Origin of the sequence: Streptomyces hyaluromycini, from assembly GCF_002217755.1 — a bacterium.
GTDB classification, from domain to species: domain Bacteria; phylum Actinomycetota; class Actinomycetes; order Streptomycetales; family Streptomycetaceae; genus Streptomyces; species Streptomyces hyaluromycini.
This window is the reverse complement of sequence record NZ_BCFL01000022.1, coordinates 249,344-270,758: the sequence shown is the minus strand read 5'-3', so window position 1 is coordinate 270,758 and position 21,415 is coordinate 249,344. Positions and strand designations below refer to the sequence as shown.

Sequence of the window (21,415 nt, the reverse complement as noted above, 5' to 3'; positions counted from 1 at the left end):
AGGTTGACCTGCATGAGCGACAACGTTTATTTCGACATTTCGATCAACAACGAGCCGGCCGGCCGGATCGTGTTCAGCCTGTTCGACGACGTGGTGCCCGAGACGGCCCGCAACTTCCGTGAGCTCGCCACGGGACAGCACGGCTTCGGATACGCCGGTTCCGGCTTCCACCGGATCATCCCGCAGTTCATGCTCCAGGGCGGTGACTTCACCCGCGGCGACGGCACCGGCGGCAAGAGCATCTACGGCGAGAAGTTCAAGGACGAGAACTTCAATCTCAAGCACGACCGTCCGTACCTGCTCAGCATGGCCAACGCGGGCAGGAACACCAACGGCTCGCAGTTCTTCGTCACCACCGTCGTGACGTCCTGGCTGGACGGCAAGCACGTGGTCTTCGGCGAGGTCGTCGAGGGCCAGGACATCGTCGACAAGATCGAGAGCTACGGCTCGCAGAGCGGCAGCCCCAAGGCCAAGGTCGAGATCACGGCGAGCGGTACCGTCTGAGCTCGGACCGGCTTTTTTCCACGGGGGACCGGGCTGCTCGCCCGGTCCCCCGTGGCGTGGTCACCGGGTGCCGCGCTCGCGCCGCGGCTGCGCCGCCTCCGGCGGGGCGCGCCCGGCCGGGGAGTCGTGCGCGGTGAGGTGTTCCAGGACCTCGGCCAGTTCCTTGCAGGCCTCCGCGACGGAGCGCCGGGTGTTGTGCTGTTCGGTGATGACGGCCGACAGCAGCAGTGCGGTCAGGGCCAGCGAGCCGTTGAACAGCTGCAGCTTCAGCATCACCTCGACGGGGGACAGCCGGGCGAACGCGCCGACGCCGTCCGTCGCGGCGACCGTGGCCGTCACCGAGGCGAACAGGGCGCACAGCATGCTTCCGGCCAGCCGGAACCGCAGCGCGGCCCAGATCAGCAGCGGGTAGACGAGGAACAGCGCGCTCAGGGAGCTGTGCGTGGCCACCGGGACCAGGACCGCCGCCACGGCCGCGAGGGCCAGGACCTCCTTCCAGCGGGCCAGGGACGGCGGCCTGCGGGTTTCGAACAGCACCAGCAGGACCGGGGTGACGATCAGGACGCCCATCGCGTCGCCCACCCACCACGCCAGCCAGATCGGCCAGAAGTGGGCCGTGTCGAGCTTGCCGGCCAGGATCAGCGTGGCCACGTCGATGCCGGAGCTGACCACCATGGCGGCGAGCGCTCCGAGGAACACCAGGGCGAGACCGTCCCGCAGCCGGCTCAGGTCGGTGCGGAAGCCGACCCGGCGCAGCATCAGGTACGCGCAGACCGGCCCGGCCGTGCTGCCGAGGAGGATGCCCACGGCGTCGGGCCCGGGCATGCCGAGCGACAGCACGAGGAAGAAGGCGCCGAGCGTGATGCCCGGCCAGCAGCCCAGCCCGAAGACCAGCAGACAGGCCAGCGCCACACCGGTCGACGGATAGACGGGGGTGAAGACGGCGCCCTCGACGGTGAGCCGGCACAGCAGGCCGAGCCGTCCTGCCGCGTAGTAGCAGGTGGCCACGGCCAGCGTCCGGAGAGCGAGGACGGCCGGCCGGCGCAGCTCCTGGTTACCCACCACACCAGCCATCAGACACCGAGGCGGCCGGGTCGGCGAGGCGGGCGCCGCCCGCGGCCGACGTGAAGGGGCCGGTGCCGGTGCCCCCGGGCTACGGCGTGGGGGTGTCCGGGTCGTCGTGGCCCATGACCAGGACGGCCGCGTCGTCCTCGTGGCCCACGCGTTCCGCGCCCTTGATCACGGCGGCGGCCAGGGACTGTGCCTCCAGGCCGGCGACGGCGGCCACACCGGCGAGCCGTACCACCTGGTCGAGTCCCTCCTCGATGGGCATCGACGGCCCCTCCACCACCCCGTCCGTGAGCAGCACGACCATGCCGCCGGTGGTGAGCCGGTACCGGGCCACCGGGTAGTCGATGCCGGGCTCGATGCCCAGCGGGGGTCCGCCCTCGTCCTCCCCGAGCCCGGACTTTCCGTCGGCGGTGGCCCAGACGAACGGAACGTGGCCGGCCCGGGCGCTCTCCAGGACCCCGGTCTCCGGGTCGAGCCGCATGAAGGTGCAGGTCGCGAAGAGGTCGCTGCCCAGGGACACCAGCAGGTCGTTGGTGCGGGCGAGCAGCTCGCCCGGCCCGCCGCTCACCGAGGCGAGCGCCCTCAGGGCCGCCCGGACCTGGCCCATGAAGGCGGCCGCCTCGATGTTGTGGCCCTGGACGTCGCCTATGGACAGGCCGATGTGCCCGTCCGGCAGCGTGAAGGCGTCGTACCAGTCGCCGCCCACGTTGAGCCCGAAGCAGGCGGGCGCGTACCGGACGGCCAGATGGAAGCGGGGGGTGTCGGGCAGGTCCCGGGGCAGCATGCCGCGCTGGAGGGCGATGGCCAGCTCCACCTGCGAACGCTGGTACTCGGCCCGCTCGCGTGCCTGGGCGGTGAGCGACCTGAGTCTGGCCAGCAGCTCGTCGTCGTCCGTTGAGCGCTTGCGGGGCATGGTCCACTCCGGCCGAGGCGACATCCTTACCAGGGCAAACCCCTAGATTTTTACCTTTACAGGATCATAGTGCGAACGGCGGGCGAGCGGTCGGCCGCGACGGCCGGGTGCGGGCGGCCGCGGCGGCGACGGCCGGGTGCGGGCGGCCGCCGCCGGGCGGGTCGGCTCACCCCTTGTGCAGGCCGTCCGTGCGGCGGGACGCGCGCAGTGTGCCGACCGTCTTGAGCAGCCGGTCCGCCGGATCGCGCAGCCGGGGATGGGCCAGGACGGTGTTGCGCAGCCCGCGGACCGGCCGGCGCCACAGGCGGTGCGCCGCGGCCACCGGGTGGGCACGGGTGACGAACCCCTCGCCGACCCGCAGTTCGCGGGTCTTGAGCCAGTCCTTGTACTCCTTGTCGCCGCGCCCCAGGTCGACGAGGGTGACCCCGCCGCGCGCCGCGGCCTCGGCCGTGCGCAGATGCATCATCAACCCCGGTGAGTAGTAGTGCAGTTCGGGGTCGTAGGCGGTGAACCAGGCGGCGAGTACGGTGGCCGAGCGCGGGCCGAAGTGCGCGGCCACCGGCCGGTCGCCCGCATAGAGCACGGACAGCACACCGGTGAAGTGTTCCTCACGGACGTGGAAGAGGTGGTCCACGAGGTCGACGATCCAGGGGCGGGCGAAGCGGTCCATGCGTCCGGTCCGCCGGTACTGGGCGGACTTCCAGCGCATCAGGGTGCGCAGGGCCGCGGGGTCGCGCTCGTCGAACTCGAAGCGCAGGTCGCCGATGTCACGGCCGAGGCGCCGTTCCTTCTTCAGTGTGGTCTTCGCCAGGCCCGGGTAGGTGGCGCGCAGCCACTCGGGGTAGCCGGCGTCGCCGGGCTTCACGTCGATCACCGGCGAGGCGAAGGTGCCGGTGACGTGCGGGGCGAAAGGTCTCTGCTCGGCCACCAGGTGGTCGAACTCGAAGATGGACATCCCGCAGGCGCTCAGCAGTTCCTGGGCGTCCCAGCCGACTCCGGGCCGGTGCACCAGCGCCTGGCAGTCGGAGAGGCCGAGGCCGACGGCCCGGCCGACACCGAGGGCGTTGCGCTCGTACGGGAGGAAGCCGACGGGTTCGCCGCCCTCGCGCAGGACCGCCACCCGCACGCCGGCGCGGTGTTTGCCGACGCCGATCGTGAACTCCGGGGCCAGAAAGGGGTTGGCGTACTCCGGCGACTCGTCCATCGCGCGGTGCCAGGCCCGGCAGAGCGACTGGGTCAGCTCGCCGGGTCTGTGGATCGTGATGTCCACCTCAGATCAACCGCCCTTCGGCTGACGAGGTGTGTGGCGCATGACTCCCGGGCCGACTCCCGGACGGACCTCTGCACTGGCCTCTGGATCGCATGGGCGACCGCTCCCCCCCCATAACGCGTATGCCGCGTTCTGCCGTTCCGCCGTTTCTACGAACAGCTCCTGTTCCCCGCTGTACACCTTCGTTCCCGGACCGGCGACGGGGTCGCCGGTCCGGAGGTGTCGCTCAAACGTCGCGAAACAGTACGCACGCTGTCAAGGGTGCCACTGTCGGGACGGGTTGGGGGTGGGGTGACTCGGACTTTCCCGGCCCTTTCCGTCAGGTCGCCGTCGCCGCGGCCGCCGCACGGCCCGCCTGCCGGCCGGAGAAGAGGCAGCCGCCGAGGAAGGTACCCTCCAGCGAGCGGTAGCCGTGCACCCCGCCGCCGCCGAAGCCCGCGACCTCACCTGCGGCGTACAGGCCGGGGACGGGTGAGCTGCTGCTGTCCAGGACGCGTCCGGAGAGGTCGGTCTGGAGGCCGCCGAGGGTCTTGCGGGTGAGGATGTTCAGCCGCACGGCGATCAGCGGGCCCGCACTGGTGTCCAGGATCCGGTGGATCGAGGCCGTACGGCTGAGCGAGTCGCCGATGTAGCTGAGCGCGTTGCGGATGCCCTGGACCTGGACGTCCTTGGTGTACGGGTTGTCGATCTCGCGGTCGCGGGCCTCGATCTGCCGTCTGAGGTCGGCGAGGTCGATGAGGTTGTCGCCGGTCAGCTTGTTCATGCCGGTGACCAGATCGGTGAGGTTGTCGGCGACCACGAAGTCGACGCCGTTGTTCTTGAACTTCTCGATGGGTTCCGGGGTCTGCCAGATCCGGGAGAGCAGCTGCCAGACGTTCTTGTTGGTGAGGTCGGGGTTCTGCTCGGAGCCGGAGAGCGCGAACTCCTTGGCGATGATCTTCTGGGTGGTGACGAACCAGGAGTAGTCGTAGCCGGAGGCGGTGATCGACCCGAGGGTGTGCAGGGTGTCGTAGCCGGGGATGTCGGGGGTGTTGAAGCGGCGGCCCTTGGCGTCGAACCACATGGAGGACGGGCCGGGCAGGATGCGGATGCCGTGGTTCGGCCAGATCGGGGCGTAGTTGCGCAGGCCCTCGGTGTAGTGCCACATCCGGTCGGGGTTGACGATCCGGCCGCCCGCCTGGGCGGTGATGCCGAGCATCCGGCCGTCCACGTGCGCGGGGACGCCGGTGACCATGAACTTGGGCGGGGTGCCGAGCCGGGCCGGCCAGTTCTGCCGTACGAGGTCGTGGTTGGCGCCGATGCCGCCCGAGGTGACCACCACGACCGGGGCGCGCAGCTCGAAGTCGCCGACGACGGTACGGCTGCTGGGGGTGCCGCGGGCCGCGCTGCTGGGCTCCAGGACCGCGCCCCGGACGCCGGTCACCGCCCCGCCGGTGGTCACCAGCTCGTCGACGCGGTACCGGAACTTGAAGGTCACCTTGCCGGCGGCGACCGCGGCACGCACCTTCTTCTCGAAGGGTTCGACGACGGCCGGGCCGGTGCCCCAGGTCACGTGGAAGCGGGGCACGGAGTTGCCGTGACCGTCGGCGAGGCCGCCGCCGCGCTCGGCCCAGCCCACGATCGGGAACCACTGCACGCCCAGCCCGGAGAGCCAGGACCGCTTCTCGCCGGAGGCGAAGTCCACATACGACTCGGCCCACTTGTAGGCCCAGTAGTCCTGGCCGTTCGGGTCGTCGACGCCCCGGTCGAAGCCGGCCGTGCCGAGCCAGTCCTGCCAGGCGAGGTCGTGCGAGTCCTTGACGCCCATCAGCCGCTGTTCGTCGGAGTCGACGAAGAACAGACCGCCGAAGGACCAGAACGCCTGGCCGCCCAGGCTCGCCTCCGGCTCCTGGTCGAGCAGCAGCACCTTGCGGCCGGCGGCGGCGAGTTCGGCCGTCGCGACCAGACCGGCGAGGCCGTGGCCGACGACGATCGCGTCCGCGTCCTGCGACTCGGCGGCGAACGCCCCAGCCTGACCGAGGGTCATACCGGCGAGCGCGCCGCCGGCCACCGTCAGCACCTGACGGCGGGTGAACCGGGACGACTGCTCGGAGCTTTCGGGCACGTCGGCACCTGCTCTGGGGTTGTCCATGGGGGGTGCCTTCCGTACGGATGCGGGCGCTGCGGGAGACATGACTGGGACTGCCGGGACGGCAAAGTGTTACCGACGGTAGCCCATGGTGGGAGCGGCGACCAGAGTCGCGCGCGACCTGATCGCGACCGAACTGCCGGGCAGGCGGGCCGAGTTGAGCGGTAGCCCGCCATGCCGGCACACGCGACGCCGGCACCTCGTCCGCCCCCCTCCGGCCGAGATAACGTTTCCTATAGGATTTCCCTCAGGTCCCTACGGCACGAGACCACCCCAACTCACGTCTTCCCTGATGGCAACGGTTCTTGTCACAGGCCTTGACGCACACATCTCCCTGCCCCACGATCACCGCATCAATTTCCTATCTGATCCAGCAGGGGTGGGAGATGCACTTCCCGACCAGATCCGTCCTGTCCGGGGTTCTCACAGCGGCACTGCTCGCTGCCGGGACCGCGGCCTGCACCTACCGCAACGCACCCGCCCCCGCCACCGGGCAGGCCTCGACGGCCGGCCGCACCGGGGACGGCGCCGACCTGGCCGACGGGTCGGGGACCAAGGTGGCCCTCGTGCCCGGCGGCGCCCATCCGTACTTCCAGCCGTGGAAGACGGCGGGGGCCGCCGCGAAGAAGACCTACGGCCTCGGGGACGTCACGTTCGACGAGACGGCGGAGTGGGACCAGCAGAAGCAGAACAACCTGCTGTCCACGCTCGCCGCCCGCGGCTACAACGCCTTCGGGGTGTTCGGCGTCTCCCCCACCGACATCAACACCACCTTCGCCGACCTCAAGTCGCAGGGCTTCCCGGTGGCCTCCCTGGGCTCCTGCCCGGCCGGCGACACGGACGAGGCCGACTTCTGCCTCTCCACGGACGTCGAACTCGCCGCCTACAAAGCCGCGAAGGCGGCCATCGAGGCGATGGGCGGCAAGGGCACCCTGGTCCATCTGACCGGCAACAACGTGGACGCCAACACCCAGTTGCGGATCAAGGGCGTGGCCCGTGCCGTCAAGGAGTCCGGCGGCAAGGTGAAGCTCCTGCAGACCGTCACCGACATCGACACGGACCTGCAGACCGCGCAGAAGGCCGTGTCCGACCTGATGGCGGCCAAGGGCGGCCAGATCACGGGCATCGTCGCCACCGCCTACAACCCGGCCGTGGCCGCCGCCGACGCCGTCAAGTCGTCCGGCTCCAAGGCGAAGGTCATCGCCATCGACGACGACGCCAAGATCCTCAGCGGCATCAGGCAGGGCACGGTCACGGCGACCGTCGTACAGAACCCCACCGGCCAGGCCGAGATCGGCACCTGGGCGCTCGCGCTGCTCCAGACGAAGCAGTGCACCATGCGCGATCCCGGGGTGAAGGTCGACTCGGGTTCGTTCGTCGTCACCAAGGCGAACGTGGCCGACTACGACAAGGCCCGGCAGGAGAAGACCAAGCAGCTGAAGACGGAGTTCGCCGACAAGTACCTCTCGTGCGGCTGACCGCCTCGAAAGAGTCCGAAGAGCCCGAAAGAGAACGGACATCGATGAGCATCATCACGACCGCGACCGCCCGGCTGGCCGACATCGCCGTCGAGACGGACCGCACCGACGCGGTGCAGTCCTTCGTCAAACAGGAGACGGTGCTGGTCGACCTGGAGACGGCGGACGGTCTCGCGGGCACCGGCTACGCCTACACGATCGGCACCGGCGGCACGTCCGTGCTGGCCCTGCTCCGCGACCATCTGCTCCCGGCCCTGGTCGGACAGGACGCCCGCACCATCGAGGCGCTGTGGCAGCGGCTGTTCGCCCTGACCCGGGCCACCACCACCGGGGCCATCACCTCCCTCGCACTCGCCGCCGTGGACACCGCCCTGTGGGACGTGCGCTGCAAGCGGGCGGGCGAACCGCTGTGGCGGCTGGCCGGGGGACACCGCCGGGAGGTACCGGTCTACGACACCGAGGGCGGCTGGCTCCACCTGGGCACCGAGGAACTGGTGAAGGGCGCCCTGCGGGCCCAGGAGGCGGGGTGGGCCGGAGTCAAGATCAAGGTGGGCAAGCCGCATCCCGCCGAGGACGCGGAGCGGCTGCGCGCCGTACGCGAGGCGGTCGGTCCCGCGCTGCACGTCATGACCGACGCCAACCAGTCCCAGACGGCGTCCTCGGTGCTCCGGCTCGCGGCCGCGCTGGAGCCGTACGACCCGTACTGGCTGGAGGAGCCGCTGCCCGCGGACGACATCAGCGGCCACGCCCGGCTCGCGCGGGCGACCCGGATCCCGGTGGCCGTCGGCGAGTCCATGTACTCGCTCATGCAGTTCCGCAGCTACCTGGAGTCCGGGGCCGCGTCGATCGTCCAGGTCGACGCGGCCCGGATCGGCGGCATCACCCCGTGGCTGAAGGTCGCGCACCTGGCGGAGAGCCACAACGTGACGGTCTGCCCGCACTTCCTGATGGAACTGCACGTCAGCCTCGCCGCCGCGGTGCCCAACGGCAGCTTCGTCGAGTACATCCCGCAGCTGCGGGCCGTGACCCGGACCGAGCTGGCCATCCGCGACGGCCTCGCGGTGGCCCCGGACGAGCCGGGCATCGGCATCGACTGGGACCTGGACGCCCTCGACGACCGGAGGGTGGCATGACGACGTCCGTCAGCCCGCCGGAGACCGTCCCCGAGGAGAAGGCGGCCGCCCACCGGATGCCGTTCTGGGTCAACCAGCGGCTCGGTCTGCTGGTGCTGGTCATCGCGCTGAGCATCCTGTTCGGCGTCCTGCGGCCCGCCTTCCTCGACCAGCGCCTGGTGCTCTTCCCGCTGCTGCGGGACGTGGCCACGCTCACCGTGGTGGCGCTCGCCCAGATGGTCGCCCTGTCCGTGGGGCACATGAACCTCGCGGTCGGGCGGATGGCGGCCTTCGGCGCCATGTTCGCGGGCCTCGGCTACGACAAGCTCCATCTGCCCATGCAGGCCGGGCTGTTGCTGTGCCTTGCCGCCGGCGCGGCGATCGGCGCGGTCACCGGCTGGCTGATCGCCCGTACCGGAGTGAGCTCCTTCGTCGTCACGCTGGCGATGGACTTCGCCCTGCTGGGCCTGGTGTCCCTGATGTACTCGGCCCTCACCGAGGACGCCGCCTTCACCACCCGCCCGGCCGGAATCGACGCCCTGCGGTCCTACTCGCTGGCCGACATCTGCGCGGGCCCGATCTGCGGCTCGCCCGCCGTCCCGCAGCTGGCCCAGTTCACCGTGCTCGCCATGCTCGGTCTCGGGTTCCTGTACGGCGGTACCCGCATCGGCCGGGAGCTGCTGCTGACCGGGGCCAACCCGGCCGCCGCCGAGCTGTCCGGCATCCCCACCGGACGCCGGGTCCTGCTCGCCCACACCCTCTCCGGGCTGCTCGCGGCGCTCGCCGGGTTCATGGCCGCCGCCGGGACGGGCACGTTCCGCGCCTCCATCGGCGACGACTTCATGCTGCCGTCCTTCCTGGGCGCGGTGCTCGGCGGCACCCTGCTCACCGGCGGGGTGGTGTCCGTCCTCGGCACGCTGCTCGGCACCGCGCTGGTCGGCGTGATCCGCAAGGGGCTCGACCTGCTCGGCGTCGGCCTGGAAAGCCTCAACATCTACCTCGGCTGCATCCTGCTGCTGGCTCTCTCTGCCGACCGGATCCGCACCGTGGTGTCCTATCGCAAGGTGGTGCGCTCCACATGAGCACGATCCGCGACCAGCAGAGCCGGGCCGCCGCGGCGCTGCACCGGTTCTCCCGTACGACGACGGCCATGCTGCTGCTGGTCGTCGTGGCAGGGGCCGTGGCGCTGGAGGTGGCGTCGTCGGGCTCCTTCTTCGAGGGCCCCTCGGTACGGGTCTTCCTCCAGTACCTCGCCACGCCCGTCCTCATCGGCCTCGCCCAGATGGTGGCACTGTGCGTGGGCCAGCTCAATCTCGCCGTCGGCGCCCTGGGCGGCTTCACCGCCTGCCTGACGGGCGTCCTGATGGCCGACCACGGGGTGCCCGCCCCGGTCGCCGTGCTCGTGGGGCTGCTGACGGCGACCGCCGTCGGCCTGGTGACCGGTGTCGTCATCGTGGCCACGCAGATCAACGGCTTCATCGTCACCCTCGCCACGATGACGATCCTGCTGGGAGCGCAGTACCGGCTCGTCGGCACCCGGACCGTCGACGGCTACTCCGCGACGCTGCGCGACCTGGGCACGGCGGCGCCGCTCGACATCCCGCTCGTCTTCGTCACGGCGATCGTCGCGGCAGTCCTGCTCGGCGCGTTCATGTACCGCACGGTCGCGGGCCGGCGGCTGCTCGCCGCGGGCGGCAACCCGCTGGCCGCGCGGCTGTCGGGCATCTCCACCGACCGGCAGATCGTGGCCGCCCACACCCTGTCCGGGCTGCTGGTCGGGGTGGCCGCCGTGACCGCGACCGCCTCGCTGCCCGGCGTCAACCGCAGCGTCGGCGGCGACTGGCTGCTGCCCAGCTTCGCCGCGCCGATCATCGGCGGGGTCGCGCTGACCGGCGGTTCCATCGCGGTGTTCGGGACCGTCCTCGCGGCCTTCGTGACCCGGCTCATCGACGCGGCACGCGCCCAGTTCTCGCTGGACCCGAGCTGGGTGAACCTGCTGATCGGACTGGTCGTCCTCGGCACGGTCGCCGGCGGGCACCTGCACCAGACGCGGCTCGCGAAGAGCACGCCGGCCCCGCAGCCAGGAGGTGCGCGGTGAACACGGTCCTCCTCGAATGCCACGACCTGGTCAAGGTCTTCCCCGGGGTGCGGGCGCTGGACGGCGTGGGGCTGCGGCTCACCGCCGGCTCCGTGCACGCGCTCCTCGGTGAGAACGGCGCCGGCAAGTCGACCCTCATCAAGGTCCTGACCGGGGTGCACTCCCCCGACGGCGGCACCCTCGCCTGGTGCGGCGAACCGGTCCGGCTGCGCTCGCCGCTGGAGGCGGCCCGGACCGGCATCGGCGTCGTCCACCAGGAACGCAACCTCATCCCCGGCTTCTCGGTGGCCGAGAACATCACCCTGCAGAAGCCGCCCGCACGCCGTGGTCTGGTCGACTACGCGGCCATGACCGAACCGGCCGTCGCCTGCCTCACGGAGCTGGGCGTCGACCTCGACCCGGACCGGCCGGTGCGGGAACTGTCCGTCGCTCAGCAGCAGTTGGTGGAGATCGCCAAGGCCCTGTACACCGAGAGCCGGGTGCTGCTCCTGGACGAGCCCACCGCCTCCCTCTCCCCCGAGGAGACCGAGCGCCTGTTCGGGGTGGTCCGGCGGCTCGCCGAGCGCGGTGCCTGTGTCGTCTTCGTGAGTCACAAACTGGAGGAGGTCTTCGCCCTCTGCGACACGGTCACCGTGCTGCGGGACGGGAAGTCGGTGCTGGAGTCGTCGCCCCTGGCCGACCACTCCCACGACGACATCGTGAGCCTGATGGTGGGCCGTGCCCACGCGGCGGCCGAGATGCGCCCGCGCACGGTCGACCGGTCCGCCGCGCCGGTCCTGGAGCTGTCCGGCCTCGCCACGGCCGGCGGGCACCGGGACATCGACCTGGCGGTGCGGCCCGGGGAGATCGTCGGTCTGTACGGGCTGGTCGGCGCCGGGCGCAGCGAACTGGTCAAGGCGGTGCTCGGCCTCGACCGCATCACCGCGGGCGAGGTCCGGGTGCACGGCAGGCCGGCCCGCATCGGCTCGCCCCGCCAGGCCCTGCACGAGTTCGGCATCGGGTACGTGACCGAGAACCGCAAGGAGGAGGGCGTCTTCCTGGAACAGCCCATCGTCCGCAACATCACGGTGACGGTGTGGCGGCGGCTGGCCAGGGCGCTCGGGTTCGTCCCGCCGGGCGAGGAACGCGCCGTCGCCCAGGACCTCGTCGACCGGCTCGGCATCCGGATCACCGGCCTCTCGCAGAACGCCGGTGAGCTGTCCGGCGGCAACCAGCAGAAGGTCAGCCTCGCCAAGTGGCTGGCCGCCGACACCCGGTTGCTCGTCATCGACGAACCGACGGTGGGCGTCGACGTCCGCACCAAACGCGCCTTCCACGAACTCATCTGGGACCTGGCCCACGACGGTCTGCCGATCCTGCTGATCAGCAGCGACCTGGCGGAGATGGTCACCCTCGCCGACCGGATCGTCGTCATGACCGACCACCGCGTCCGCGGCGAGGTCGACAACGACCGGGACTACGACCGGATGAGCGGCCGGATCATCCGCCTCATCCACGACCGCGACACGGTGCGCTCATGAGACGGGTCGCCCAGGTCATCGCCGTACGACCGGAACTGCTCGACACCTACCGGGAGTTGCACCGCGACGTGCCGGAGCCGGTCCTGGACCGGCTGCGGCGCTGCCGGATCGCCAATTATTCGATCCACCTCCTCGGCGACCGGCTGTTCGCCTACTTCGAGTACCACGGCGACGACCTGGCGGCCGACCTGGCACTGATGGCCGCCGACGAGGCGACCCAGGAGTGGTGGCGGCGCACCGCGCCCTGCCAGACGCCGGTTCCGGAGGCGGCCCCGGGTGAGTGGTGGGCCACGGCGGAACACCTGTTCCTCATGGAGTAGCCGGCTCGTCGCCGCCGTCGTCCTGGAGCTGGCGCTCCATGCTGCGGGTGAGGTGCTCGGCCATCGCCTCGGCCGCCCGCTCGGGGTTGCGGCGCAGCACGGCCCGTACGATCCGCTCGTGCTCGGCGACGGTCGGGCCGCCGGCCCCGACGACGTCGCCGAGCCGGAAAATGTGCAGGTGCGCGTGGAGGCGCTGCACGGCATCGGCCAGCAGCGGCCGGTGCGCGGCCTGTCCGATCGCCTCGTGGAAGCGCTGGTCGAGTCCGGCGAAGTCGCGGTAGGACGCGTACCGGCCGTTCGGGCTGGGCTGGACCTGCATCTCCTCAAGGATCCGCTCAAGGCCGTCCAGCTGCTCCTCGGTGGCGTTGACGGCGGCCAGGGCGGCGGCCCTCGGCTCCAGCAGCAGCCGCATCTCGAAGAGCTCCTCAAGGCCCTGACGGGTCAGCAGCTCCGTGGCCCGGTATCCGGACAGGGCGCGCTTGACCACCAGTCCGTCGGACTCCAGCCGGGCCAGCGCCTCCCGGACCGGGGTGGGTGAGACCTTGAGGGCGCGGGACAGCGCGTCGATGCCGACGCGGGCGCCGGGGGCGATCTCGTGGTCCATGACCATCGCCTTGATGCTCTCGTACACGCTGTCCGACAGCGCCTGCCGGACGGGAGGACCGCTCTGCTCGTCGCCCTCGCCCGGAGACCCGGCTGCGGAAGAGGTGTGCGGCGGCATCCCGGATCCTCCTCAAGACCTGCGTGGCACCCCCAGTTTACCCAGGTGGGCGGGGTGAGAGGACGGACTCCTCCCCCACTTCTCCCGGCCTGTCCCGTCGTCAGACGACGGAGATCTCGTCGAGATCGACGGTGATCAGGCGTGGTTCGGGCAGCGCGCGCCCGTCGTCCTGCACGGGCACGATGTAACGGTGGGTGGGGAAGACCAGTCCCGACACCTGCACGTGCTTTTCGGCGAAGTGCGCGGCGGGCGTGCCGCCGAGGACGTCGGGCGCGTAGTCGTGGCGTCGCAGCAGACCGGAGTGGTCGTAGGAGAAGACCTGCTCCGCGCAGTGGGTGGCCATGCCGTGCGGGAACCGGGCCCGCAGCCGGCGCCACTCCGCGCCCGCCTCCCGCCACGGCTCCGCCTCCGCCACGACCACGCCCGGCCGGGTCAGCAGATAGGGGGCCGTGAGGTAGTTCCACATGGCGTAGCCCGCGAAGTACAGCACGTCGAGCCGGTCCCACGGGGTGTCCGGGTCATGGCCGACGAGCGCCTCGCGCGGAGCGGTCCGCTCGGCGACGGCCTCGCCGTCCCGCCGCTCGACCGCGACCCGCTCGGGCGTGAACACACCCCGCAGCCCGGGGCCGGTGTAGCGCTCGAAGACCAGCCGCTGGCGCTGCACGTCGACGCTCATGTCGGCGGCGGCGAGGATGCCGTCCTGACCGACCTGGGACCACAGGACCCCGCCCAGGGACCCCGTGGCATGAATGGTTTCCGTCTCTCGCCACCGTTGCAGACCCCCGTGGGCGTGCAGCACGAGATCCAGCAGGTCGCTCATACGGCCTTGTTCCTTTCATCGGTCTGCGGCCGGGCCAGGAATCGTGTGACGTCGGCGGCGAACTCCTCGTGGTGCTGGAAGAGGAAACCGTGCGCCGCGTCCGGGTAGATCCGCAGCTCCGCGCCGGGGATCAGCCCGGCCAGCAGGTGGGAGTAGCGCGGCAGGATCATCGGGTCGCTGTCGCCGTTGGCGACGAACACCGGCGCCCGGATCGCGGTCACCCGCTCCAGGAGCGAGAAGCCGGGGACGCCCCAGGCGCACACCGCGTCGTACTGCGCCTGCCGCGTCTGCCACGTCGTCGGCGTGTCCAGCTCGCCCCGGGTGAACATGCGGCCGAGCGCGGCCTCACCCGACTTCCGGCTCTCGGGAGACCGGGTGTAGAAGACGTCGAGCATCTTCGCGGGGGCGGTCTCGGCCTGCCCGACCGCATCGATGACCCACTGCGCCCAGCCGTGCATACCGGGCGCTCCCTGGGGCGCGGACGAGGCGAGCACGAGACGCCGTACCAGCGCCGGCCGGATCAGCGCGATCTCCTGGGCCACGAAGGACCCCAGCGAGAACCCGAGGACGTCGACGCGGTCCAGGTCCAGCGCCTCGACGAAGGCGACGGCGTCCGCGGCCATCTGCGCCACCGTGCCCGGTGTGGTGCCGCTGGATCCGCCGACTCCGGTGTTGTCGAAGGCGATGACGCGCCGGCCCTGGGCCAGGGCGTCCACCAGCGCGGGGTCCCAGTTGTCGAGGTTGCCGCGGAAATGCACCAGCAGGACCAACGGCACACCGCCCGCGCCGACCTCGCGGTACGCGTACTCCACGCCGCTCGCGGCCGTCACCTTGCTGATCGGCGCCTCGGTGTAGCTCTGCACCATCGGATCCACCTCTCCCCAGAAGCTGCGACCGGCCGCGGGAAGGCTCCTCGGCCGGCTCCGCACCAGGGTCGGTCAGCTGCGGGCCGCCTGTCCCTCACATGAACGGGTGAGGGGGGCGGCCGGCCGGGGCAGGGTCAGGACCAGGCGGGCGCCGCGTTCGGCTGCGCGAGGCGGCCGGACGGCGAGTGTCCCGCCGTGGGCGGTCGCGATGTCGCGGGCGATGGCAAGGCCGAGACCGGTGCCTCCCTCGCCGCGGGTACGGGCGTTGTCCAGCCGGGTGAAGCGGTGGAAGACCCGTTCGCGATCGGGTTCGGGGATGCCGGGCCCGTCGTCGCGGACCTCGACGACCGCCTCGCCCTCGGTGTGGCGCAGTTCGACGGTCACGGTGCTGTGCGCGTGCCGCAGTCCGTTGTCCAGGAGGTTCGAGAAGAGGCGGGCGAGTGCGGTGCGGCTGCCGAGGACCGGCTCGTCGGGCTCCGCGGGCGCGACGAGGACGACGGGCCGGTGGGGGTACCGCTCGGCTATGGTCCGCCGCAGGAGGTCGGTGACGCCGAGCGGTTGGAGGTTCAGCGGCCGGTGCGCGTCCAGGCGGGCGAGGAGCAGCAGATCGCCGACGATCTCTTCGAGGTTGACGGTGTCGCGCAGCGCCTCCCGGCCGACGGCGGGCCACTCGGCCCGGTCGGGGCGGGCCAGGGCCAGTTCGAGGCGGGCCTTCAGGGTGGTGAGGGGGCCGCGCAGTTCGTGCGAGGCGTCCGAGGTGAAGGTGCGCAGCCGCTCGACGGCGCGCTGGAGCTGGTCGAGGGTGCCGTTCATCGTCTCTGCCAGCGTGGCGACCTCGTCCTCGGAGCCGGGCACGGGGACCCGGTTGTGGAGACTGTGGGCCGTGATGTCGGCGAACTCGGCACGGATGTCCTCGACCGGCCGCAGGGCCCGGCCCATGGCGTACCAGTTCAGACCGGCGACCAGCAGGACCAGCAGGGCGGCGCCTGGCACCAGGGCCCAGGTCAGGACGACGACGGCGGTGCGGGCGGGAGCCAGGTCGGGGTACGCCTGCACCACCATCGGCCCGCCGGAGGTGTTGACGGAGGCGGTCGCCCCGTCGCCGTCCGGCTCACCGGTCCGCGTGCCGTGGGGGCTGCCCGTGCTGACCACGGAGACGTCCGGCAGTGCGGTCAGTACCTTCGTCACGGGTGTGCCGGCGTCGAGTTGGCGGGCAGCCTGCTCGACGTGGTCACGGGCCATGGTCCGGGCGGAGCCGACCAGGTTGGTGTGGACGGCGTAGAGCAGGACCGCCGAGCAGGCGGCGAGGGCGATGCCGGCGACGAGGGCGACGGCCAGGGTGGCACGGCCCCGCACCGTGCGCGGCCACGGGCGCAGGCGTCGGCGGCGGCGGCGGTCAGGATCCGTCGGAGCGGAGTCGGTAGGCTCCGCCGGGTACGGTTTCGATGCTGGCGCGGCCGAAGGGCCGGTCGATTTTGCGGCGTAGCGCACTGACGTTGACCTCCACGATGTTCGGACCGCCCTCGTACGCGCTGTCCCAGACGTGTTCGAGGATGGCGGACTTGGTGATGGCGACGTCCGGGGATGCCGAGAGCAGCGCCAGGACGTCGAACTCACGTGGCGTGAGGGCGATGTCCGTACCTGCGCGGCGGCAGCGGCGGGCGCCGGTGTCGATCTCCAGGTCCCCGAAGTGCCGGACGATCTGCCGTTCGGGGCGTGCGCGGCGCATCAGGGCGTGCAGCCGGGCGATGAGGACGACGAAGGAGAAGGGCTTGGTGAGGTAGTCGTCGGCGCCGGTCTCCAGGCCCTCCGCCTCGTCGTACTCGCCGTCCTTCGCGGTCAGCATCAGGATCGGGGTGTTGTCGCCGGCCGCACGAAGATGGGCGCAGACCTTGTAGCCGTTGAGCCCGGGCATCATCACGTCGAGGATGATCACGTCGTACGTGTCGGCCGCCGCCCTGGCGATACCGTCCAGGCCGTCGCTCACGGCGTCCACCGCGAAGCCCTCTGCCCTAAGGCCCTGTTGGAGCAGCTCCACGAGCCGCGCGTCGTCGTCCATCACCAGCACACGCATGCCGTACACCTTGCCTCACCGGTGACGTGCGGCGCTGAAGGGGATCTTCAGGACGTTCAGCGGATCTTCAGCGGACGGCGGCGAGAGTCGGGGACGTACTCGTTCCCGACGGGACCGGATGCCGCACCGGGTGCGGTGTCTCCGTGTCCCGTCCCCCAGAAGGAGCTGATCCCATGAAGACACGTTGGCGCGGTGTCCGCCGCCGCCGAGGCCTGCTGATCACCGGCGTCGCCGTCGCGCTCCTCGTCTCGGGCGGCGTCGCCGTGGCGGCGTCCGGCGGCCACGGCACGACCGAGGACCCCGGCATCACGCTCACCGAGGTGCCCGGCGCGAAGCCGACCGACTGGACGCCGGCGACTGCGACCCCGGCAGACGGCACCACCCTCACCGAGGTGCCCGGCGCGAAGCCGCACGGGTGGAAGCCCGGCCACGCCACCGCCCTGCCGCAGCAGCCCGTCGTCGCCGACGACGGCGGGGACGGTGTGACGACGCTTCCGGGCCACAAGGCGGGGACGACACGGTGACTCTTCCGGGCCGCAAGCGGCAGTAGCCGGAGTCCCCGTCGCGGGCGCCCGGCCGGGCGCCCCGGGCGCTCCCGCGGGCAGCCCCCCGCTCACCGCGCCCTCGTACTGGCGTGCTATGACCCCTGTTCCATGGAGACCGTGCCGACCGAGCCGATCACCCCGTCCACCCCGCGGCCCGTACGGTGGCCGACGATGGTGCAGGGGTGGCATGAACTGACCTTCCTGCACTGGCCGGTGGAGCCGGAGCGGGTGGCGGGGCTGCTGCCCGCCGGCACCCGGCCGGACACGCTGGACGGGGTCACGTACGTCGGTCTCGTCCCGTTCCTGATGCGGGGCACGGGCTTCGGGCCGGGGCCGGGGCTGCCGTACCTGGGCACCTTCTGCGAGACGAACGTACGGCTGTACTCGGTGGACGGGCGGGGCCGGCGCGGGGTGGTGTTCAAGTCCCTGGACGCGACCCGGCTGCTCCCGGTGCTGGCGGGCCGGCTGGGGTTCCGGCTGCCGTACATCTGGTCCGCGATGCGGCTGCGCCGCGAGGGCGATGTGATCACCTACACCTGCCGGCGGCGGCGTCCGGCGGCCGCGAGCCGGGCGGTCGTACGGATCGGGCCGCCGATCGCCGAGCCCTCCCCGCTGGAGCACTTCCTGACCGCCCGCTGGGGGCTGCACGTGACCTGGCAGGGCCGTACCGCACACCTGCCGAACGAGCATCCGACCTGGCCGCTGCACCGGGCCGAACTTCTGGATCTGGACGACGAGTTGGTGGAGGCGGCAGGCCTGCCGGCGCCGTCCGGGCCGCCGGTCAGCGTGCTCTGGTCGCCCGGCGTGAAGGTGCGGTTCGGGACGATGGAACTGCTTCGCCACGCCAGGTAAAGAAATCGTATGGTCTAGTCCAAAGTGAGCTTTGGTCCAGTCCAATTCATTGACGTGACCGCGACACCTCCGGAAGCTGGGACCACCCCACCTCCCCGGCCCCCCTGGAGGCACCAGTGAGACCCCTTCGCGCATGTCTGGGCGCGGCGGCCGCCGTCACCCTCGCCGCCGCCGGCACCACCGCACTCGTCGCGAGCAACGCCTCGGGCGCGACCACCGCGCTGAGCAACCGGTGGTACGCGGCCGCCCCCTATCTGATGCCGCTGGACAACAACCCGCCGGACGCGGGCGCGATCATGGACGCCAGCGGCCTCAAGGCCTTCCAGCTGGCGTTCGTCCTGGCCCCCAACGGCGGCGGCTGCTCGCCCACCTGGGGCGGCACGGCGGCGGTCTCCTCGGACACCGCCGTCCAGTCGGTGATCAACACGATCCGGGCCAAGGGCGGCGACGTCTCCGTCTCCATCGGCGGCTACGGCGGCACCAAGCTGGGGCAGACCTGCGCGGACGCGGCCTCCACGGCGGCGGCCTACCAGCAGGTCATCACCAAGTACGGGCTGCACGCGATCGACTTCGACCTGGAGGAGCCGGAGTACGAGAACACCGCGGCGATCAAGAACGAGATCGGCGCCGCGAAGATCCTCCAGCAGAACAACCCGGGCCTGTACGTGTCGGTGACGACCGCCGGCACGGCGGACGGGACCGGCTGGTTCGGCAAGCAGATGCTGCTGGAGGCGAAGTCGCAGGGGTTCACGCCCAACAACTTCTCCATCATGCCGTTCGACGGCGGATTCAGCGGGGCGGCCTCGCAGACCAGCGCGCTCACCAACTTCAACTCGATCCTGCAGTCCACCTTCGGCTGGGACCAGGCGACCGCCTACGCCCACGAGGGCTTCTCCGGGATGAACGGGCGCAGCGACACAGGCGAGTACTTCACCCAGGCCGACTTCCAGACCGTGCTCGACTACGCGACGAGCCACAACATGGACCGCTTCACGTTCTGGTCCCTGAACCGCGACCGCCAGTGCACCCCGGTCGACAACAACGGCACCACGTCCGGGACCTGCTCCAGCGTGGCGCAGAGCAGCTGGGACTTCGCCAAGTACTCGGTGAAGTTCGCCGGGGTCACCCCGCCGACCACCACCCCCACCCCCACGCCCACCCCGACACCCACTCCCACCTCGTGCAAGACCGCCTGGAGTGCGACGGCGGTGTACACGGCCGGGAACGAGGTCTCGTACAACAGCCACAACTGGAAGGCCAAGTGGTGGACCCAGAACGAGGTGCCCGGCGCCTCCGAGTGGGGTCCCTGGCAGGACGAGGGCGCCTGCTGACCTCTTGACGGGATTGGTCCGGACCTTTAGCTTCACGGTCATCGACGGTTATGGATGCGGCCGGAGTTCACATACATGAACTCGCGGAGTGGGCTCCGGCCGCATCCCTCTGACGAAAGGACCCCCCACGTGAACCGATCCCGGTTGCTCGCGGCGCCGACCGCCGCGGGCCTCGCCCTCGCCCTCACCGTCCTGTTCGGCGGCAGCGCGGACGCGGCGAACCCGAACGTCGCACCCGGCGGCAACTTCGACCTGTCCATCTGGCAGCTCCAGGAGCCGGTCGGCTCCCCCGGCTCGCCGACCACCATCCCCTCCTCCCGGCTGCAGGGCGCCAACGGCTACCAGGACGCGTACTTCTACACCGACACCCGCGACGGTGCGATGACCTTCTGGGCGCCCGAGAAGGGCGTCACCACCCCGAACTCCAACTACGCCCGTTCCGAGCTGCGCGAGATGAACTGGGACGGCAGCGCCGCGAACTGGTCGCTGAGCGGCAGCCACAAGATGAGCGCGACCCTGCGGGTGGTCTCGGTGACCAAGAACGTGTGCGTGGGCCAGATCCACCTCGGCACCGGCGGCTCGTCCACCAAGCCGCTGCTGGAGCTGTACTATCACTCCAACGGCGACATCGTGCTCGGCACCGAGAACTCCCCGGACGGCGGCCAGACCACGCACAGCGTGGGCAACGTGTCGGTCGGCAAGACCTGGACGTACACCATCGCCGTCTCCGGCGGGAACACCATCAACCTGACCGTCAACGGCACTACGACCCACTACGCCATTCCGTCCTCCTTCAACCAGTACAAGCAGTACTTCAAGGCGGGCTCGTACAACCAGTCGTCCTCCGACAGCACGACCAACGGCGCCCGCGTCGCGTTCTACGGTCTGACCGTCACACACGGCTGAGTTCGTCTGGTCCACCCTGGCGGGGGCCGTCGTTCCGCCGCACGATGGAGGGGGCGTCCGCCACGCGGCCGGACGACGGGAGGACTCATGACGCAGAGCTGGGGGCCACGTCCTCCCGCCACGACCGACGGCCCCGAGTGGCGGCCGGAGCTGGACATCCCGGGGCCCGGGCAGCAGCGCCGCTGGACGGTGCTGCTGCGCTGGCTGCTGCTGGTCCCGCAGTTCGTCGTACTCGGCCTCCTCGGCATCGCGGCGTTCTTCGTGACGGTGGCCGGCTGGTTCGCGGCGCTCGTGCTGGGCCGGCTGCCCGACTCCATCGCCTCGTTCCTCGGCAAGTACCTCGCCTACGAGACCCGGATCGCGGCCAGCTCCATGCTCCTGGTCGACCGGTATCCGCCGTTCGCCCTCACCGCGCCCGACTACCCGGTGCAGATCGAGCTGCGGCCCACCACCCTGAACCGGCTGGCGGTGCTGTTCCGGCTGATCCTGATGATCCCGGCGGCGATCATCGCGAACCTCGCGGCGACCGGCTGGCTCGCGGTCGGCTGGATCTTCTGGATCATCGGGATCGTGCTGGGACGGCTGCCCGGCCCGGTGTTCGGGGCCACGGCCGCGGTCGCCCGGTACCGGATGCGGTTCGGCGCCTACACCAGCATGCTGTCGCCCGTCTACCCGAAGGGGCTGCTCGGCGACGCGCCGACCGCCAAGGACGAGGTCCGTTCCGCCACCCGGCCCCTGGTCCTGGACACCGCCGCGAAGGTCCTGATCTGGGTTTTCCTGGTGCTCGGCCTGGTCACCCAGGTCGGCTCCCGCAGTACCGGGAACTCCGACGACAACGGGCTGGCGAATACGCCGCAAGTGGTACATCTCGCAGGACGGCCGTAGC

The 21,415-nt window shown here is 71.1% G+C and carries 21 protein-coding genes; 12 read left to right on the top strand and 9 right to left on the bottom strand.

The genetic code is table 11. From position 1 onward, the window contains the following. Nucleotides 1-12 precede the first annotated feature (12 nt). Entirely contained in the window at nt 13-504 is a 492-nt protein-coding gene (locus SSP29_RS27985) for a peptidylprolyl isomerase (protein ID WP_089103581.1), read from the top strand. 60 nt (nt 505-564) lie between these two features. Here SSP29_RS27985 and SSP29_RS27980 read toward each other — a convergent pair whose 3' ends face one another. From SSP29_RS27980 to SSP29_RS27965, 4 genes are all read right to left on the bottom strand, one after another. Continuing rightward, complete coding sequence (locus SSP29_RS27980) at nt 565-1,578, bottom strand: MASE1 domain-containing protein (protein ID WP_150135047.1); 1,014 nt, start codon at nt 1,576-1,578, stop codon at nt 565-567. 79 nt (nt 1,579-1,657) lie between these two features. Continuing rightward, a complete protein-coding gene (locus SSP29_RS27975; RefSeq protein WP_089103579.1) occupies nt 1,658-2,488 on the bottom strand; it encodes a PP2C family protein-serine/threonine phosphatase in 831 nt (276 codons plus the stop codon). Nucleotides 2,489-2,654: 166 nt separating this feature from the next. After that, a complete protein-coding gene (locus tag SSP29_RS27970; RefSeq protein ID WP_089103578.1) occupies nt 2,655-3,758 on the bottom strand; it encodes a GNAT family N-acetyltransferase in 1,104 nt (367 codons plus the stop codon). Between the two features lie 319 nt (nt 3,759-4,077). Beyond that, entirely contained in the window at nt 4,078-5,889 is a 1,812-nt protein-coding gene (locus SSP29_RS27965; protein ID WP_089103577.1) for an FAD-binding dehydrogenase, read from the bottom strand. A gap of 383 nt (nt 5,890-6,272) precedes the next feature. Between SSP29_RS27965 and SSP29_RS27960 the strand changes: the two genes are divergently transcribed. Genes SSP29_RS27960 through SSP29_RS27935 form a run of 6 tightly spaced genes read left to right on the top strand, consistent with a single transcriptional unit; the run spans nt 6,273 to nt 12,414 of the window. Beyond that, nucleotides 6,273-7,364, top strand: a complete 1,092-nt coding sequence (locus SSP29_RS27960; protein ID WP_150135044.1) for a sugar ABC transporter substrate-binding protein — start codon at nt 6,273-6,275, stop codon at nt 7,362-7,364. Nucleotides 7,365-7,408: 44 nt separating this feature from the next. Next, nucleotides 7,409-8,497, top strand: a complete 1,089-nt coding sequence (locus SSP29_RS27955) for a mandelate racemase/muconate lactonizing enzyme family protein (RefSeq protein WP_089103576.1) — start codon at nt 7,409-7,411, stop codon at nt 8,495-8,497. Further along, a complete protein-coding gene (locus SSP29_RS27950) occupies nt 8,494-9,558 on the top strand; it encodes an ABC transporter permease (RefSeq protein WP_089103575.1) in 1,065 nt (354 codons plus the stop codon). Before SSP29_RS27955 ends, SSP29_RS27950 begins: the two co-directional genes overlap by 4 nt. Next, nucleotides 9,555-10,574: an ABC transporter permease gene (locus tag SSP29_RS27945; protein ID WP_089103574.1), complete on the top strand. Its 1,020-nt coding sequence runs from the start codon at nt 9,555-9,557 to the stop codon at nt 10,572-10,574. Before SSP29_RS27950 ends, SSP29_RS27945 begins: the two co-directional genes overlap by 4 nt. Beyond that, a complete protein-coding gene (locus tag SSP29_RS56500; RefSeq protein ID WP_089103573.1) occupies nt 10,571-12,094 on the top strand; it encodes a sugar ABC transporter ATP-binding protein in 1,524 nt (507 codons plus the stop codon). Before SSP29_RS27945 ends, SSP29_RS56500 begins: the two co-directional genes overlap by 4 nt. Further along, nucleotides 12,091-12,414 carry an L-rhamnose mutarotase gene (locus SSP29_RS27935; RefSeq protein WP_089103572.1) on the top strand — a complete coding sequence of 108 codons (324 nt, stop codon included), beginning with the start codon at nt 12,091-12,093 and terminating at the stop codon, nt 12,412-12,414. The genes SSP29_RS56500 and SSP29_RS27935 overlap by 4 nt, the downstream gene beginning before the upstream one ends. On the opposite strand, the gene SSP29_RS27930 is transcribed toward SSP29_RS27935, so the two are convergent. The 5 genes from SSP29_RS27930 to SSP29_RS27910 form a co-directional block, all read right to left on the bottom strand. Then, nucleotides 12,404-13,135 (bottom strand): GntR family transcriptional regulator, encoded by a 732-nt coding sequence (locus SSP29_RS27930; RefSeq protein ID WP_089103571.1) that lies wholly within the window; start codon nt 13,133-13,135, stop codon nt 12,404-12,406. The genes SSP29_RS27935 and SSP29_RS27930 overlap by 11 nt on opposite strands. Before the next feature lie 100 nt (nt 13,136-13,235). Then, the gene (locus SSP29_RS27925) at nt 13,236-13,955 is read right to left on the bottom strand and encodes a hypothetical protein (protein ID WP_089103570.1); all 720 of its coding nucleotides are present in this window, start codon (nt 13,953-13,955) and stop codon (nt 13,236-13,238) included. Next, entirely contained in the window at nt 13,952-14,821 is an 870-nt protein-coding gene (locus SSP29_RS27920) for an alpha/beta fold hydrolase (RefSeq protein ID WP_089103791.1), read from the bottom strand. Before SSP29_RS27920 ends, SSP29_RS27925 begins: the two co-directional genes overlap by 4 nt. Nucleotides 14,822-14,893: 72 nt before the next feature. Beyond that, entirely contained in the window at nt 14,894-16,177 is a 1,284-nt protein-coding gene (locus tag SSP29_RS27915; protein ID WP_089103569.1) for a sensor histidine kinase, read from the bottom strand. Nucleotides 16,178-16,217: 40 nt separating this feature from the next. Then, entirely contained in the window at nt 16,218-16,895 is a 678-nt protein-coding gene (locus SSP29_RS27910) for a response regulator transcription factor (protein ID WP_089103568.1), read from the bottom strand. A gap of 173 nt (nt 16,896-17,068) precedes the next feature. On the opposite strand from SSP29_RS27910, the gene SSP29_RS27905 reads away from it, so the two are divergent. From SSP29_RS27905 to SSP29_RS27885, 5 genes are all read left to right on the top strand, one after another. Beyond that, the gene (locus tag SSP29_RS27905; RefSeq protein ID WP_089103567.1) at nt 17,069-17,419 is read left to right on the top strand and encodes a hypothetical protein; all 351 of its coding nucleotides are present in this window, start codon (nt 17,069-17,071) and stop codon (nt 17,417-17,419) included. Nucleotides 17,420-17,548: 129 nt separating this feature from the next. Continuing rightward, on the top strand, nt 17,549-18,292 hold the full coding sequence (locus SSP29_RS27900) for a YqjF family protein (RefSeq protein WP_089103566.1): 744 nt from the start codon (nt 17,549-17,551) through the stop codon (nt 18,290-18,292). A 116-nt stretch (nt 18,293-18,408) separates the two neighbouring features. Next, complete coding sequence (locus SSP29_RS27895) at nt 18,409-19,623, top strand: carbohydrate-binding protein (protein WP_089103565.1); 1,215 nt, start codon at nt 18,409-18,411, stop codon at nt 19,621-19,623. A gap of 129 nt (nt 19,624-19,752) precedes the next feature. Next, entirely contained in the window at nt 19,753-20,529 is a 777-nt protein-coding gene (locus tag SSP29_RS27890; protein ID WP_167450017.1) for a polysaccharide lyase family 7 protein, read from the top strand. 87 nt (nt 20,530-20,616) lie between these two features. Further along, nucleotides 20,617-21,414: a DUF4389 domain-containing protein gene (locus SSP29_RS27885; RefSeq protein WP_089103563.1), complete on the top strand. Its 798-nt coding sequence runs from the start codon at nt 20,617-20,619 to the stop codon at nt 21,412-21,414. The last annotated feature ends 1 nt before the right edge of the window (nt 21,415 follow it).